At 63.1% G+C, this 14,669-nt stretch carries 14 protein-coding genes and 1 pseudogene; 3 read left to right on the forward strand and 12 right to left on the reverse strand.

The window, feature by feature from the left end; genetic code table 11:
• Positions 1-68 precede the first annotated feature (68 nt).
• Positions 69-1,034 carry a sugar ABC transporter substrate-binding protein gene (locus FQ755_RS05580; RefSeq protein WP_144151841.1) on the reverse strand — a complete coding sequence of 322 codons (966 nt, stop codon included), beginning with the start codon at positions 1,032-1,034 and terminating at the stop codon, positions 69-71.
• A gap of 209 nt (positions 1,035-1,243) precedes the next feature.
• Here FQ755_RS05580 and FQ755_RS05585 point away from each other — a divergent pair, with 209 nt between their 5' ends.
• Positions 1,244-2,113 (forward strand): LysR family transcriptional regulator, encoded by an 870-nt coding sequence (locus tag FQ755_RS05585; protein WP_144151844.1) that lies wholly within the window; start codon positions 1,244-1,246, stop codon positions 2,111-2,113.
• Between the two features lie 19 nt (positions 2,114-2,132).
• Here FQ755_RS05585 and FQ755_RS05590 read toward each other — a convergent pair whose 3' ends face one another.
• Positions 2,133-2,537 (reverse strand): hypothetical protein, encoded by a 405-nt coding sequence (locus FQ755_RS05590; protein ID WP_144151847.1) that lies wholly within the window; start codon positions 2,535-2,537, stop codon positions 2,133-2,135.
• A 114-nt stretch (positions 2,538-2,651) separates the two neighbouring features.
• Positions 2,652-4,622 carry a S9 family peptidase gene (locus FQ755_RS05595; protein ID WP_144151850.1) on the reverse strand — a complete coding sequence of 657 codons (1,971 nt, stop codon included), beginning with the start codon at positions 4,620-4,622 and terminating at the stop codon, positions 2,652-2,654.
• Positions 4,623-4,704: 82 nt separating this feature from the next.
• Between FQ755_RS05595 and FQ755_RS37165 the strand changes: the two genes are divergently transcribed.
• On the forward strand, positions 4,705-4,851 hold the full coding sequence (locus FQ755_RS37165; RefSeq protein WP_186308424.1) for a hypothetical protein: 147 nt from the start codon (positions 4,705-4,707) through the stop codon (positions 4,849-4,851).
• Between the two features lie 23 nt (positions 4,852-4,874).
• Positions 4,875-5,045, forward strand: a pseudogene (locus tag FQ755_RS37985) (NAD(P)H dehydrogenase); the annotation flags it as partial.
• On the opposite strand, the gene ptsP reads toward FQ755_RS37985, so the two are convergent.
• The 9 genes from ptsP to FQ755_RS05645 all read right to left on the reverse strand — a co-directional run bounded on the left by ptsP (position 5,045) and on the right by FQ755_RS05645 (position 14,571).
• A complete protein-coding gene (ptsP, locus tag FQ755_RS05605) occupies positions 5,045-7,033 on the reverse strand; it encodes a phosphoenolpyruvate--protein phosphotransferase (protein WP_144151853.1) in 1,989 nt (662 codons plus the stop codon). The pseudogene FQ755_RS37985 and the gene ptsP overlap by 1 nt on opposite strands.
• A gap of 64 nt (positions 7,034-7,097) precedes the next feature.
• Positions 7,098-7,481 carry a PTS glucitol/sorbitol transporter subunit IIA gene (locus FQ755_RS05610; RefSeq protein WP_144151856.1) on the reverse strand — a complete coding sequence of 128 codons (384 nt, stop codon included), beginning with the start codon at positions 7,479-7,481 and terminating at the stop codon, positions 7,098-7,100.
• Between the two features lie 13 nt (positions 7,482-7,494).
• Positions 7,495-8,544, reverse strand: coding sequence for a PTS glucitol/sorbitol transporter subunit IIB (locus FQ755_RS05615; RefSeq protein WP_144151859.1), 1,050 nt, complete (start codon positions 8,542-8,544; stop codon positions 7,495-7,497).
• A 48-nt stretch (positions 8,545-8,592) separates the two neighbouring features.
• Positions 8,593-9,147 carry a PTS glucitol/sorbitol transporter subunit IIC gene (locus FQ755_RS05620; protein WP_144151862.1) on the reverse strand — a complete coding sequence of 185 codons (555 nt, stop codon included), beginning with the start codon at positions 9,145-9,147 and terminating at the stop codon, positions 8,593-8,595.
• 110 nt (positions 9,148-9,257) lie between these two features.
• Positions 9,258-9,653 carry a transcriptional regulator GutM gene (locus tag FQ755_RS05625; RefSeq protein ID WP_144151865.1) on the reverse strand — a complete coding sequence of 132 codons (396 nt, stop codon included), beginning with the start codon at positions 9,651-9,653 and terminating at the stop codon, positions 9,258-9,260.
• 194 nt (positions 9,654-9,847) lie between these two features.
• Entirely contained in the window at positions 9,848-11,119 is a 1,272-nt protein-coding gene (locus FQ755_RS05630; protein ID WP_144151868.1) for an acetoin dehydrogenase dihydrolipoyllysine-residue acetyltransferase subunit, read from the reverse strand.
• Between the two features lies 1 nt (position 11,120).
• Entirely contained in the window at positions 11,121-12,107 is a 987-nt protein-coding gene (locus FQ755_RS05635; protein ID WP_222105717.1) for an alpha-ketoacid dehydrogenase subunit beta, read from the reverse strand.
• A gap of 56 nt (positions 12,108-12,163) precedes the next feature.
• The gene (locus tag FQ755_RS05640) at positions 12,164-13,204 is read right to left on the reverse strand and encodes a thiamine pyrophosphate-dependent dehydrogenase E1 component subunit alpha (RefSeq protein WP_144151874.1); all 1,041 of its coding nucleotides are present in this window, start codon (positions 13,202-13,204) and stop codon (positions 12,164-12,166) included.
• 35 nt (positions 13,205-13,239) lie between these two features.
• On the reverse strand, positions 13,240-14,571 hold the full coding sequence (locus FQ755_RS05645; protein ID WP_222105714.1) for an NAD(P)H-dependent oxidoreductase: 1,332 nt from the start codon (positions 14,569-14,571) through the stop codon (positions 13,240-13,242).
• Positions 14,572-14,669 lie beyond the last annotated feature (98 nt).

The following is a 14,669-nucleotide window of genomic DNA, read 5'->3' on the forward strand; positions in this document are numbered from 1 at the left end:
CTGAACCAACCGGACAGGGAACGGCAAGCGTGGCTCCTCGAACGAGCGAGCCACGCGTCATGCCGGTGTTACTTGGTGACCAGATCGACAGGCGTTTCGACCACGCCCGACAGTTCCGACTGCTTCTTGTGCTCGGAAAGGGCCTTCAGCGCCGTGTCGATACCGAACACGGCCTGCTTGGCCGCGTACTGATCGGCCGTGGCGAGCACGCGGCCGTCGGCGAGCATCGGTTTGATCGCGCTGATGTCGTCATAGCCCACCACCTGGATCTTGCCGGCCTTGCCCGCCGCGCGCACGGCCGAGACCGCGCCGATCGCCATGTTGTCGTTGCCGCACAGCAGCGCCTTGACGTCAGGGTTTGCGTTGAGAATCTGGCTCGCGACCGCGTTGCCCTTGTCGATTTCCCAATCGCCCGATTGCAGCGAAACCACCTTCATGCCGCCCGCCGCCATCGACGTCTTGAAGCCGGCGGTCCGCTGCTGCGCGTTGGTCGTGGTCGAGACGCCTTCGATGATCGCGACGTTGTCACCCGACTTCAGATGCTTGGCGAGGTAATCCCCCACCTTCTGCGCGCCCTTGGCGTTATCCGGGCCGACGAACGGAATGTTCAGGTCTTTTGACTTGAGCACGTCCGTATCGAGCTTGTTGTCGATATTGACCACGATGATGCCGGCATCCACGGCCTTCTTCAGCACCGGCACCAGCGCCTTGGAATCGGCTGGAGCGATCACGAGGGCGTCGACCTTCGAGACGATCATCTGCTCGACAATGCGAATCTGGTTGGCCGTATCCGTTTCGTCCTTGATGCCGTTGGTGATCAGGTCGAACTTGTCGGGATTCTGCTTTTGATAGTCCTTGGCGCCGGTTTCCATGGTCAGGAAAAACTCGTTTGCCAGCGACTTCATCACGAGCGCGACCTTCGGCTTGTGAGCAGTCTGGGCAAACGCGGGGGACATGGGCAGCAGCGACGCTGCAAAGAGGGCTGCACCGACGACGATGGCGCGACGCCGCGCCGGCTTGAAAGGGCGATTCATTGATGTCTCCGTATCGCTCGTTCGGTCTACGTACTGATGTACGGATAGCCGTCGAGTCGTGTGGATGGGTTGGATGCCACGCCTGCCTCCCGCTGCGGCTGAAACGGCCGGGCCGTCTGCCAGATGCTGGGACAAGTATGACTAAGTCCAATGCTATCCTCGCGATCCCGGTTATGCTATGCCAAATTTCAAAATCGAGCGTTTCAAAAATGGAACACGTGGACTGGGACGATCTGAGGATTCTGGTGGCGATCGCGCGGGGCGGCACCATGCGCTCCGCCGCGGCGGCCTGCGACCTGAGCGCACCAACCCTGTCGCGGCGTCTGACCGAACTCGAGCGCAGGCTGGGCGAGCCGCTGATCGACCGGGTGCCGTCGGGATGCACGGTGACGGCATTTGGCGCCAAGGTGCTGGCCTACGCCGAGCAGATGGAGGATCTTGCGCACCGCATCGAGCGCACCGCGGACGTGACCGGCGGCGGACCGCACGGTACGGTGCGGATCAATGCCGTGGAATGGCCCTCGTACATTCTGCTGAAGCTGCTGGGCTCGTTCCAGGAGCGGCTGCCTGGGCTCGCCATCGAAGTGCTGACCTCGCGCCGCCCCTATAGCCTCGCAAGACGCGAAGCGGACATCGCGCTGTGGTCGGAGTGTCCGGACGAGGGCGACCTGTACGTGCGGCGCATCGGCCGAATCCGCTTCGGGCTGTTCGGCTCGCGCGACTACTATCTGCGACACAAGGCGGCGATTGCGCGCAAGGAATGGGACAAGCTGTCGTTCGTCGGTTACGACGACCGCCAGCCGGACCACCCGGCCACGCAATGGCTGAAGACGCTGCCGGGCGCGCCGGCGCCTTCGCTGCGCAGCAGCTACGGCATGGGCGTCTTCGACGGCGTGCTGGGCGGCTCTGGCCTCGGCGTGCTGGCCCAACTGGCGGGCGATACGACGAGCGACCTGGTGTGCGTCGAGCGCCACATCAAGGCGCTCGATCAGGACGTGTGGATGGTGCTGCATCCCGCCCTGCGCGATAGCGAGCGGATACGGACGGTGGCGAATCTGATTGCCGAGATTTTCCGCTGAGGGTGGGCGTGTTTCGCGGTTATTGCTGGCGCTGCACGGTGCGGCCGTCGCCGAGATCAACCGTCTGACCGATTTCGAGCGTCTGAATCTGCCGCACCTGTTGTGCCGTGAAGTTGTGCTCGGGGTCGAGAAACACCTGCAAGGGATAGACAAACGTCCCCGGCTTCCAATACCGCTGGTCGAAAGTGACGCCGAATTTTTTCTCCACTGGCCTCGCTGCCGGGCCGAGCGTCGCCAGTTTGGCGCGAAACCGGACCACCTCGCCGCGCACCACGTCGCGCTGCGAGGTGACGAACAGCGCCAGTTCGCTCTGCGGATTATCCATTCCGGGGCAGTTTTCAGCCGCCGTCACGGCGGCCTCGCCGGCCTGAACGAGCCCTTCCAGCCAGCGTTTCATCTCGGACAGTTCGCTATTTGCCATCATCGTCCACACTTCCTTGCGATTCACGAGCCCAATTTGCCAGCCAGGCCTCAGCGTGTCAATGAGCGGGATCACGCAGTCAACTACCCGCGAACCCGCCCTCGTTAGACGGCTTCGTCAGATATTCTCGATCTCCACCGGCTCGATTTTATCCGCCGGCTCGAAGCCAAAAATCTTGCCGTAGAAATACAACTCGGCTTCCAGCGAATGGGTGATGGTATCCGCGCGTTTAAAGCCATGCCCTTCGCCCTCGTACAGCACATGGGCGACCGGCAGGCCCTTGGCGCGCACCACCTGATAGATCGATTCGGCCTGATTCGGCGGCACGACCTTGTCCTCGCTGCCCTGGAACAGGATCATGGCGCTCGACATCTGCTCGACGAAATGGATCGGCGAACGCGCCCGGTACAGCGCCTGCTCTTCAGGATACGGACCCACCAGCCGGATCAGATAGCGCGACTCGAACTTGTGCGTGTCTTTTATCAGGGCTTCGAGGTCGCCCACGCCGTAGTAGCTCGCGCCGGCCTTGAAGAAATCGTGGAAAGCGAGGCCGCACAGCACCAGGTAACCGCCGGCGCTGCCGCCGCGCACCGCGATAGCCTCCTTGTTCACGCGCCCTTGCCCGATCAGGTAGCGCGCGGCGTTGATGGCGTCGTTGACGTCGGTGATGCCCCATTGGCCGTCGAGTCGTTGCCGGTAAGCGCGGCCGTGTCCGCTGCTGCCGCCATAGTCGACGTCGACGACGGCAAAGCCGCGGCTGGTCCAGAACTGGATCGGCCAGCGAAAGCCGGAATGCGTCGACGAGGTCGGACCGCCGTGTGCAATCACGATCAGCGGCGGCAGCGTGCCCGCCGGCCCCGCGAAGTCCGGATTGGCGGGCGGATAGAAGAATGCGTGCGCGTGCAGGCCCCCTTCGGTCGGGAAGCGGATCGGCTCCGCAATCGAGACGTAGCGCGCGTCCACTTCGGCGCGGTCCGAATAGCGCAGCACGCGGCAGTTCTGGGTGGGCAGATCGAGTTCGACGATCGCCTCGCCCGCAGTCGGCGAACTGCCGACGAACACCGCCCGCGCGCCGCTCACCTGCAAATCGCGCAGGGTGGTGTACGGCGTTGCGATATCCGCGAACGCGCCGCTCGACGGATCGAGCCCGGCCAGATGCGTGATGCCGTCCTGCTCGTAAAGGCAGACGATGCGGCCGTCCGCCGCGAAGCCGTAGGTCGTCATGCCGAAGATCCATTGCGGCTTGCCGAATTCGGCGTCCATCGGCTGCAGCGGTTCGAGTACGGCGAGGTTGTCGACGTCGGCGCCGGCGTGCTGCACGCGGTACAGATTCCACCAGCCGCTGCGATCCGATACGACATACAGATCGCCAGCCGGCGACCAGGCCGGTTGAAACAGCGACTCGGCGACGCCGCCGGCCACACGGTGCGGCGTGCCGAGCGCGCCGTCGGCCGCGATCTCGGCGATCCACAACTCGGTGCCGTCCCACGGCATGTTCGGATGATCCCAGGTCAGCCAGGCGAGCCGGGTGCCGTCGGGGCTCATGCTCGGCGACGCATAGAAATCATGGCCGCTTGCGATCACCGTGATGGCGCCCGTGCCCAGATCGATGCTGACAAGCGTGTTCGCCGGTTCGTGGCTATTTTCGCGGTGATCTTCGCAAACGCCGATCAGACGACCGTGGGCCGGATCGGCGAGCAGATCGGCAAAGCGCAGGCCTTCGGTTTGCGTCACCGCTTTCGGCTGGCCGGCGGGATCGAGCGTGTACACCTGCTGATCCTTGAAATTGACGAAGAACACGCCCGCTGACGTCACCGCCAGCGAGCCGCCGCCGTACTCGTGCACACGCGATGCCGCGTCGAACGGCGCAACGGTCAGTTCTTCGACTTCGCCATCGGCGCGATACCGGACCACCGCGTGGCGACCCTTTTCCTGGGGGCGTCCCTCGGTCCAGTAGACGCCCTCGCTGCCGATGCGCGGTTGACCGAGCCGCAACGATTCACCCACCACCAGTTGGGCGGTGACCGGAGATTTCCAGCTACCAAAAGGGGCGGATTGCGACGAGGAAGCTGAAGGCGTGGAATTCATGGGAGAACAGGAAATGGGGGTGGGGAATTAGCGTATCACGACACGCGTTTTTTCATCGCACAACCCTACCGCGGAAAAGCGCATGACCGAAGCCCTCGCGATGCACTCTTTAGCCGATCTCGCCGCGCGCACCGCCCAAAAAGCGCCTGCCGCATACGGGCCGCAAGTCGTGAAGTGGCTCGAGCATCGCTCCCCGAAACGCCGCGGCGAAAGCGGCGGCAGCAACTAACCTACTCTTTACGGAGAACCATTGTGAAAGTGATGCACGTTGATGCGAGCGCCAAACGCGAGCGCTCCAACTCGCGCGCGTTGAGCCGCTATTTTCTGGAGTGTCTGCGCGCGGAGGGCGTCGATCCGACGATCGATTATCTCGACGTCATGGTCGATACGCCGCCGCACGTAACTACGCTGCAAGCAACCGCCTACAGCTCGCTCACGATCTTCTTGGCCCGCAAGATGGACGACGGGCTCATGCTGAGCTCATCGACACCGAGGCCGATCAGCACCGGGATCATCTCCGGCCGCGCGGCGGCCTCACCGCAGACCGCGACGCCGATGCCCGCTTTTTTGGCCGCCGCGCAGACCATACCCATCGCGCGCAGCACCGCGGGGTGATCCGTCCTGTAGAGCGCCGCCAGATTCGGATTGACACGGTCGACGGCCATCACGTACTGGGTCAGGTCGTTGGTGCCGATGGAAAAGAAGTCCACTTCAGGCGCCAGCAGATCGGCGGTCAGTGCGGCGGCCGGCGTCTCGATCATGATGCCCAGCTTGGGCAGCGCGTAAGCCGTGCCCTGTTCGGACAGCTCGCGCGCGCAGTCGGCAAGCAAAGCCTTTACGCGAAGGATCTCGTCCAGATCGTCCACCATCGGCAACATCACATGCACGTTGCCAAGCGCTGCCGCCCGCAGCAATGCGCGCAATTGCGGCTTGAACACGTCCGGACGATCGAGACACATTCGCACGCCACGCCAGCCGAGGAACGGGTTGTCCTCTTCGGGAAAGACAATGCCCGGCACCGGTTTGTCACCGCCGACATCGAGCGTGCGAATCACCACGGCACGCGGGTAAAAAGCCTGCGCAAGCTGGCTATAAACGTCGTACTGCTCGTTTTCGTCGGGCAACGTGCGGCGGTCCATGAACAGCAACTCGGTGCGGAACAGGCCCACGCCCATTGCGCCGGCTTCGAGCGCCGCGTCGATTTCCGTCAATGAACCGAGGTTGGCGGCAATCGCGATGCGACGGCCATCGCGGGTGACGGGAGCGACGTCGCGATACACGCCCAGGGCCGCATGCCGATGCCGGTCCTGGGCGATACGCGCCGCGAAATCCGCCTGCAATTCGGGCGACGGATCGAACCACACCCGTCCTTGCACGCCATCGAACGCGACCATTGCGGCTTCGCGCAAACGCTCTTCCGCCACCGGCAAGCCCAGCACGGCAGGAATGCCATGCGCACGCGCCATGATCGCGAGATGCGATGTCGCACTCCCTTTGATGCAAACCAGGCCGACGATATTGGCCACCCTGGCGCGGGCGAAATCGAGGGCGCTCAGATCCGCGGCCAGCACAATGCAGGGCCGGCTCAGCGACGCAAGACTCACGTCGTCACGACCGAGCAGCTTTAAGGTCACCTGGCGCGCGATGCCGCGGATATCGTCGGCGCGGCTTTGCAGATATTCGTCGTCCATCGCGAGGAAGGCGGCCGAGAGTTCTTCGCCCACTTGCAGCGTCGCCGCAGCCGCATCCCAACCTGACATGATGCGGTCTTTGACGGCGCCGGAGAATTCATCGCTTTGAGCGACGTCCGCGAGGGCCTCGACGATATCGTCGTGCTGTCCAATTGATTCGAACTGCTGATCGAGTGCGGCAATCGCTTCGCGGAACGCGGCGCCGAAGCGGGCCAATTCCTGTTCCACCTCGTCAGGCTCAATGAATTGCCGTGTCGCTCTCAGTTCTTCCGGCAGGTAGACGAACACTTCGCCGCATGCAAGACCCTCGCTGGCCGGCACGCCGCGCAGCGGTGGCTCGGGAACGGCTTTGCTGTTTGCATCCGCGTTCGATGCCAGGACATCGGAGACATCCTCGTTCGCGGACTCTGCCTTGACTACAGGCAACTCATCCTTCGCCCCATGCCTCGCAAGCGACACACCCGCGCTGGGCTCGGACAGGAATTGCAACAGCCGGCGTACCGCGTCGCTTTCATCCGAACCGTCGGCGCGCAGCAGGATCTGGTCGTCCTGCTTGACGCCTAATAGCATCAGCTTCACGGCGCTTTTGGCGTCGGCGCACGTCGTGCCGCGAAAAATCTGCAGCGAACAGGAAAACTCTTTTGCGAGCTTGGCGAATTGCGTAGCCGGACGCGCATGCAGTCCTTCGTTCACCTTCACGACGATTGCGGTTTCTAGCATGACAGGACCTTCTCACGTAAAACATTCAAGCGACCACATCACGGCAACACCGGCTGCGACCGCTTCAACGATCGACAATCTCGATCACCGTTCCGCTGCGTATGCAGGCCAGCAAGGCAGCCGTATCCACCGGTTGCGCGCAGATCTCGCCGGGCCGCTCCGCCGTGCTCGAACCGTTGAAATTGATCACCACGTGGCCCATTTCGTTGACCTTGTTCCATGCCGTCGGCCCCACGGCGGTCACCGACGCGCTAACCCCGCCGATGCGCAATTGCGAACCCGCACGAGGCGCTTCGGGATGCGCCTGCTCGGCCCGATGCAGCACGGACACCTCGGCGAGTTCAGGCGGCGCGCCGTCGGAGTAAAGAATCAGCACACCGCCTTCCAGCAGGTCCGGCACTTCCGGACCCACCTCGGAAATCACCGTCTTGTAGTAGTGCATGGTCATGTCGTCTCTTCGATTAGAGTGCAAAACTCGCGGCCCACGCGATCAGAACCGAAATCGGCCCCATGATCTGGCGGCTGATCAGCACGGCCGGCACGCCGATGCGGATCGTCTCCGGCTTGGCTTCGCCCAGCGCCATGCCGACCGGCACGAAGTCGCAGCCCACCTGGGTGTCGTAAGCGAATAGTGCCGGCAGCGCCATCTGCGGCGGAATCGTGCCGTTGCCGATAGCCGGTCCAATGATCGCCGCGCCGATCACCTGGGCAATCACCGCGCCCGGGCCGAGCACAGGCGAGAGAAACGGCAAGCCGCAGATCGCCGACAGCACGATCAGGCCGACGATATTGCCGGCAAGCGGCGACAACAGATGCGCGAGACCGGTGCCGATGCCGGTGGAATTGATAATGCCGATCAGCATGGTCACGAAGGCCATGAACGGCAGCACATTGCGAATCACGGTATCGATCGCCTTGCGGCCGCTGTTGAACAGCACGTTGACGACGCCGCCCATGCCGCGCCCGATCGACGTGATGAAGCCGATCAGGCCGCGCGAGTGCTCCGCTTCACGCGCCGCCGCGCCGACAATGCCTTCTGGTTCGGCAAACGGCGATCTCGCGGTGGTGGTAGCGGCAGCGGCAGTCGCGGTAACGCCTGCACCACGCACGCCTGGCACACCCAGCACATCGTCTTCGACCTCGGTCAGGTTTTCCACGGTGACGCCGGATACATAGGTGTCCTCGGTAATGAATTGCGCGAGCGGTCCCGACTGGCCGACCGAAGTCAGATTGATGGTCGGAATCTTCTTGCGCGGATAGACTCCGCAGCGCGCCGTACCGCCGCAATCGATCACCACAGCGGCCATTTCAGATTCGGGCGGCGGCGTGCGAAAGCCGTCGACCAGCACGCCACCGGTCAATTCCGCGAGACGCCGCGCCAGTTCGGGAATGTCGCCGCCCGTCACCGCCACGATCTTGTTGCGCTCCGGCGTGGGATGGATAAACAGCGGGCCACCCCAGCCATTAGGTCCGCGCTCGACCTTTACCGTTCTGTATGCTCTCGTGTCCATGTCATGCCTCCTCAGTCTCGATGTTGGATTGCCGGCAACGGCAGCGCATCACAGTTCGATGTTTTCCCGATGAGCCAGAATCCGGGTCAACGCCTCGGTGAGAATGCCCTTCAGCAGATTCACGACGAGACCGACGATCAAATAAAACAGCGCGAGCTTCGGAATGGAAAACGACAGGGCATGGCTCTCCGCCAGCTTGGTGAGACCGGCCGCCACGCCGAGCCAGACGAACAGCTCGCCGGGGTTGCAATGCGGAAAGAGACCGGTAATGGGATGACACAACGAAACAGCGGAATCATAAAACGCGGGCTTGTGCTTCTCTTCCAGAAACACGCCGAACGTGTAGGCCATTGGATTGGTCAGGAAGAACATTGCGAGCAGCGGCAGCAAGGTATAGCGGGTAATGACGTTCTTCGAGAAAAAGCGCGCGAGGCCCTGTACCCGATGCTCGCCGATCAGGGCGATGAGGGTGTACACCGCGGTCAGCAAGACGATCAGCGTGGGCAGGATGCCCACCACGAAGCCCACAAACGTTTTACCGCCGGCATTGAAGATGCCGATGAATCCTTCAGCGACATGCGTGAGCCAATCGAGGACAAACATGGCGAATCTCCCAGATAAACCGAAACGATCGCGAAAAGCTCCACAAGGCGTGACGCAACATGGCCCGGCGGAACTGGAAACAACAATGAACCGGTATACGTATGAGGGAATCAGGCCGGCGCATGCGCGGCGCGTTCGGCGCGCTCGAGGGCATCGGTGGCGGCTTGCGCAATGCTGCGGCGCAACTTCGAAGTCTTCAGACGCGCGTTAAATTCGCTGGTCGAAAGGCCGGTAAAACTGTCGTGAGGACGAAACCGCGTGAAGATCGTGAGACCGGACATGCTGAGAAACTGGCAAACGCGCAGGTCGGAAGACAGCACGACGATGGCCACCGCGCCGCGTCCCAGCTTGACCTTGCAGGAGCCCACCCCAAGGAAGCCGCTTTGCCAGCGCCTCGCGGCATCGCGAACCGCGTCGGTGTAGCGGCGCATCTGAAACCATGAGCCGACCAGCTGCAACGCCCAGAATACCGCGAGGGCGAGTAAGGCACCGCGTACAAAGTCCATTGTCGTCTCCGTGCAGATTCGGCCCTGTGAAATGGGCTCTTTGTATTCAACTTCAGCTATGAACAACTTGTATTTTGCATATTACATTTGTTCATTTTGCATTTCATCGGGGAAAACGCCAGCCATTTCCGTTGCCACATTCCCGCTCCCGCATCATGCAGTTGCCCGAATCATTGGACAAGCCGCGCGAAGCGTCATCGTAGCGTGACGGGCGCTGGCGCGCTCGGCGCCGTTGCGCTCATCATGTTCTGCGCGACGATCCGCGCCACTTGCGCCTCGGCTTCCAGATACGGCAAATGTCCCACACCGGCGAATCGATGGACGGCGACGTGTCCGGGCAAACCGTCTGCATGTCTAACCGGCAAAATGCGGTCCTGTTGACCCCAAAGCACACGCACGGGCATCGTCAGGTCATCGAACAGGTGGCGTAGATCGAGCATCTGCGTACCGTCCGGAAAGAAATTGTCCGCCACCGACGCGAGCCGCTCGCGCACTTCGGGGCTCTCCAGTTGTTGCGCGGCCGTGGCGACGAAGCCTTCGTCCATTCGCGCCGGATCGGCAAACAACTGCTTGAGCCACGCGGCGAGACTCGTGCGACGGGTCGCTTCGGTGAGGCCGCGCAGAAACGCGCCGTTAATCTCCGGGCCCAGGCCGGCGGGCGCGAGTAGCGTCAACGAAGCCACTTCAAGTTGCGAAGTTCGCGCTGTAGCGGCCAATGCCAGCGCGCCGCCAAAAGAATGACCGAGCAGATGGCAACGTGTGATGCCGGCATCGAGCAAGGTGTTTTCGAGCGCTTCGATCATTTCTTCGAGCGAGCCAGCGGCTTGCGCGGACGATTTGCCATGCGCGGGGAGATCCACCGCCACGATGCCGGGTTCAGGACCATCAAGGCGCGCCATGGCCTGTGAAAACGGCCGCCAGCTATTCAACTCTGCTGCGAAGCCGTGCAGCAGTACCAGTGGATCACCACCGCTTCCCTTTCGCAAGGTAACAGTGTGCAAAAGACGCGTGGACGGCGACGAAGCGTAAGCCGCTTGCCCGGATACGTCCGCCTGCGCGAGCGCGAGCAGCACGTCCTGCGCGGCGACGCGTCCATACGGTCCGGAACCAGGAATATCCACCAGCCGCAACCCGCGCTCGCGGGCCAGCCGCCGTGCGGCCGGTGTGGCGCGCAACGATTGCGGCTCGTCTGCTTGCGCGTCGCCGCCCCGTTCGCAAAGCGCCTCGCCCTGCGCGTAAATCCATGCCACCGCGGTCCCAACTGGCACCGTCTTGCCAACCGCCGCACTAATCTGCCGGATGATGCCGCTCGCCGGAGCGTCGATTTCCATCGTCGCCTTGCTGGTTTCGATTTCGAAAATCAGCGTCCCTTCGCGCACTTCGTCGCCTTCGTTCACATGCCAGGCGGCGATCATGCCCTCGCTCATGTCCATGTCGACGCGCGGCAGAATGACTTCGGTCGGCATTTCAACGTCTCCCGCCGACGATGCGCCGCGCCGCCGCCACGATGTCGTCCACCTGTGGGACCGCCGCCTTTTCCAGCTCCGGGTTGTACGGCAGCGGACAATCGGCGCCGCCGAGGCGAATCACCGGCGCATCGAGATAATCAAAGGCCTCGCTTTCGCAGGCGATGGCGGCGATTTCCGCGCCAATGCCCAGCTGCTGCACGCCCTCGTAGACGCAAATCAGCCGCGAGGTCTTGCGAATGCTCGCGATGATCGCCTCGCGGTCGATGGGGCGGATGCTGCGCAGGTCGATTACTTCGGCATCCAAACCTTCCGGTTCGAGCGCAGCGGCGGCTTCCAGTGCGCGAGTCGCCATGATCGAAGTCGCCACGATGGTGACGTCGCGGCCAACACGGCGCACGGCGGCCTTGCCGATCGGCACCGTGTAATAGCCATCCGGCACCGGCCCTTTGCTCTTGTATAGCAGCTTGTGCTCAAAAATCAGCACTGGGTCCGGGTCTTCCAGCGCCGCCAGCAACAGGCCCTTCGCATCGTGCGGAGTGCTCGGCTGCACCACCTTCAGACCTGGCACATGCGCGAACCACGCTTCCAGACTTTGGCTGTGCTGCGCGGCGGCGCCCGTTCCCGAGCCCGCTGGAAAACGCATAACGAGCGGCACCGACGCCTCGCCGCCCAGCATGAAACGCATCTTCGCAGCCTGGTTGACGATCTGTTCCATCGCCAGCGTGGCGAAGTCGGAGAACTGGAATTCGTAGATGGGCCGCGAGCCTGTCATCGCCGCGCCCACGGCAAGGCCCGCGCCGCCGAGTTCGGAAATGGGCGTGTCCATCACCCGTTCCGGTCCGAAACGCTGGTACAGGTCGCCTGTGACCTGAAATGCGCCGCCATACACGCCGATATCCTCGCCCATCAGGAAGACGCGTTCGTCGCGCTCCATTGCAATGGCCATGGCTTCCTGAAGCGCCTGCGCGTAGGTTAGCTCGCGCACCGCGCCGGATGTCTGCTCCTGCTGCGCCGTCTGCGTGTTTTCCAGCACTTCTGCCGTCATTGCTCGCTCCCGCTGGTCGATGCATACACGTAACGGGTCAGTTCGGCGCGCTGCGGCGACGGACTGGTCTGCGCAAACTCGAGACCCGCCTCGATCTGCGCCTCCACTTCTTCCCGCAGCGTGGCAACACTTGCGGCATCGAGCAAGCCGCACTGCAGCAATTCATTCTCGAAACGCGTGATCGGATCGCGGGCGCTCCACGCGTCGATTTCCTCACGCGTGCGGTAGCGGTTGCGATCGCTCTTCGAATGGCCGCGCAAACGGTACGTTTCGCATTCCAGCAACGTGGGGCCGTCACCCTTGCGGGCACGGGCCACGGCCTGTTCGCTGGCGTCGAGCACTTCGGTGAAGCTGTTGCCGTCGACGGTGACGCCGGGCATGTCGTAAGCGAGCGCGCGTTGCGCAATATGCGGCACTGCCGTCGATCGTTCCACCGACATCGACATGCCATAGCGGTTGTTCTCGCACACGAAGATCACCGGCAACTTCCAGATGGAAGCGAAATTCAACGACTCGTGGAAAGCGCCCTCGTTATTGGCCCCGTCACCGAAGAAACACATCACCACGCTGTCCTTGCGCTGCCGCTTCATGGAGAGCGCCGCGCCCACCGCAATCGGCATGCCGCCGCCGACGATGCCGTTCGCGCCCAGATTGCCGCGACTCACGTCGGCGATATGCATCGAGCCGCCCCGTCCGCGGCAATAGCCGGTCTCTTTGCCGAAAAACTCCGCGAACATCCGCTTCGGATCCGCGCCTTTACCAATGCAATGGCCATGCCCACGATGCGTCGACGTAATGTAGTCCTTATCAGTCAGCGGCAGCGTCGCGCCGATCGCGCTCGCTTCCTGCCCAATCGAAAGATGCATGGTGCCGTGGATCAGCCCGCGCATATAGGCCTGCTCGGCGCTCTCCTCGAAACGCCGCACCAGGATCATCTTGCGCAAGGCTTCACGCAGCGCGGCCGCGTCGTGACGCAGCAACACGCCGCGCGCCGCCGTGACGGGCCTGGTGGGCAATGCTTCTATGATCTCCTGCATGTCCATCCTCCGTGAGTAGCTCGCGCAGCCGTTCGTTATGCGACGGCGAGCGGCTTGCCGTACACCATTTCGTCCTGCAGACGGCGCAGCGCGACGATTTGCGAATCGTTGTCCACGGCGCAATTGCGATAGGTCAGCAGCTCGCCGCGGCGAATCGGTTGCGTGACGCGGCCGTTCTCGATCAGACCGCACGGCACGGCATGCTGCGTGCGCGCATCGCCGACGGTCATGGCCCACGCCCGATAGGTGTATTCGCCGATCGAGTCGAGCCGCTCGCCCGGCTGCAAATTCCTCTTCGCCACGGCGCACACCTCGACCACCGGCACCGGCAGCGGCTGCATATCCGCACGGTGATACAGCACCGAACGCGCGCAGGTGAGCGGCACTTCAAGACTGGTCAGGTGATACGGACGATAAAACGTGTAGTACGGCCCCGCGCCGAGCTTCAGGTCTTCCATGCGTTCGCGCAAACGCGGATGCGCCAGTTCCGCCACGACGAACACGCCGGGCGCCACCCCCTTGCCGATGGTGTAATCGACCACGCCCTTGCGCGACAGGATGCCGCCGTCGGCCAGCGGACACAGCACCTTATGCAGTTCGTCGAGCGTCGCCGACGGCCCGTGCATGCCAGGCACGTCGGGCGTCAGACCGGTGGCGTTGCCGATTGCGGCCATTTCGACGGCGGTCTTCGAGCCGTCGACGAATTCCACCAGCATGCGTGGGTTCATGTTGCGGCGTTTGGCTTCGTCCATGTATGCATCCGGCGTCGCGTCGATATTGAGCGGATTGTTCTTGCCCTTGCCTGCCGCCACGATCGGATAGCCGAGCGCGCTGACGAATTGAATGAGCTCGATAGTCGAACTCGGTTCGTCGCCCGCGCCCAGCGAATACACCACGCCGAGCCGCTCCGCCTCGCGCCGCAGATACGCGCCGATCGTCACGTCCGCTTCGACGTTCATCATGACCAGATGCTTGCCGTGCTCCATGGCGAGCAGGCCGATCTGCGCGCCGACCGCGGGCTTGCCGGTGGCGTCGATCACCACGTCGATCAGGCCGCTCGTGCAAACCGCGTCGACGTCCTGCGTAATCGCAATGTCGCCGGCTTCGATGGCCTCTTCGAGAGCGCCGCGCGTGTCCGCCATGCGGTAGCCGGTGTCGGCGCCATTGGCGACACGCACCGCGGCGCGTGCCATCTCCGGGCGCAAATCGGCGATCGCGCCGATTTCCAGCCCATGCATTTGCCGCACCTGCGTGACGATATCCGTACCCATTTCGCCGCTACCGATCAGGCCAATACGAATCGGACGGCCCGACGCGGCGCGCTTTTCGAGGTCGGCCGCGAGGCCGCTGGGAGTGATGTTATGCATGGGCATAGCTCCTGAAATTCAGTGCACGAACGCACGAAGAGGATTCGGCAGGCGCTTGCCTGCGTCGACATCGAATAGCACTTTTGTATTTCACAATA

The organism is Paraburkholderia sp. BCC1885, assembly GCF_900996235.1.
Taxonomy (GTDB): Bacteria; Pseudomonadota; Gammaproteobacteria; order Burkholderiales; family Burkholderiaceae; genus Paraburkholderia.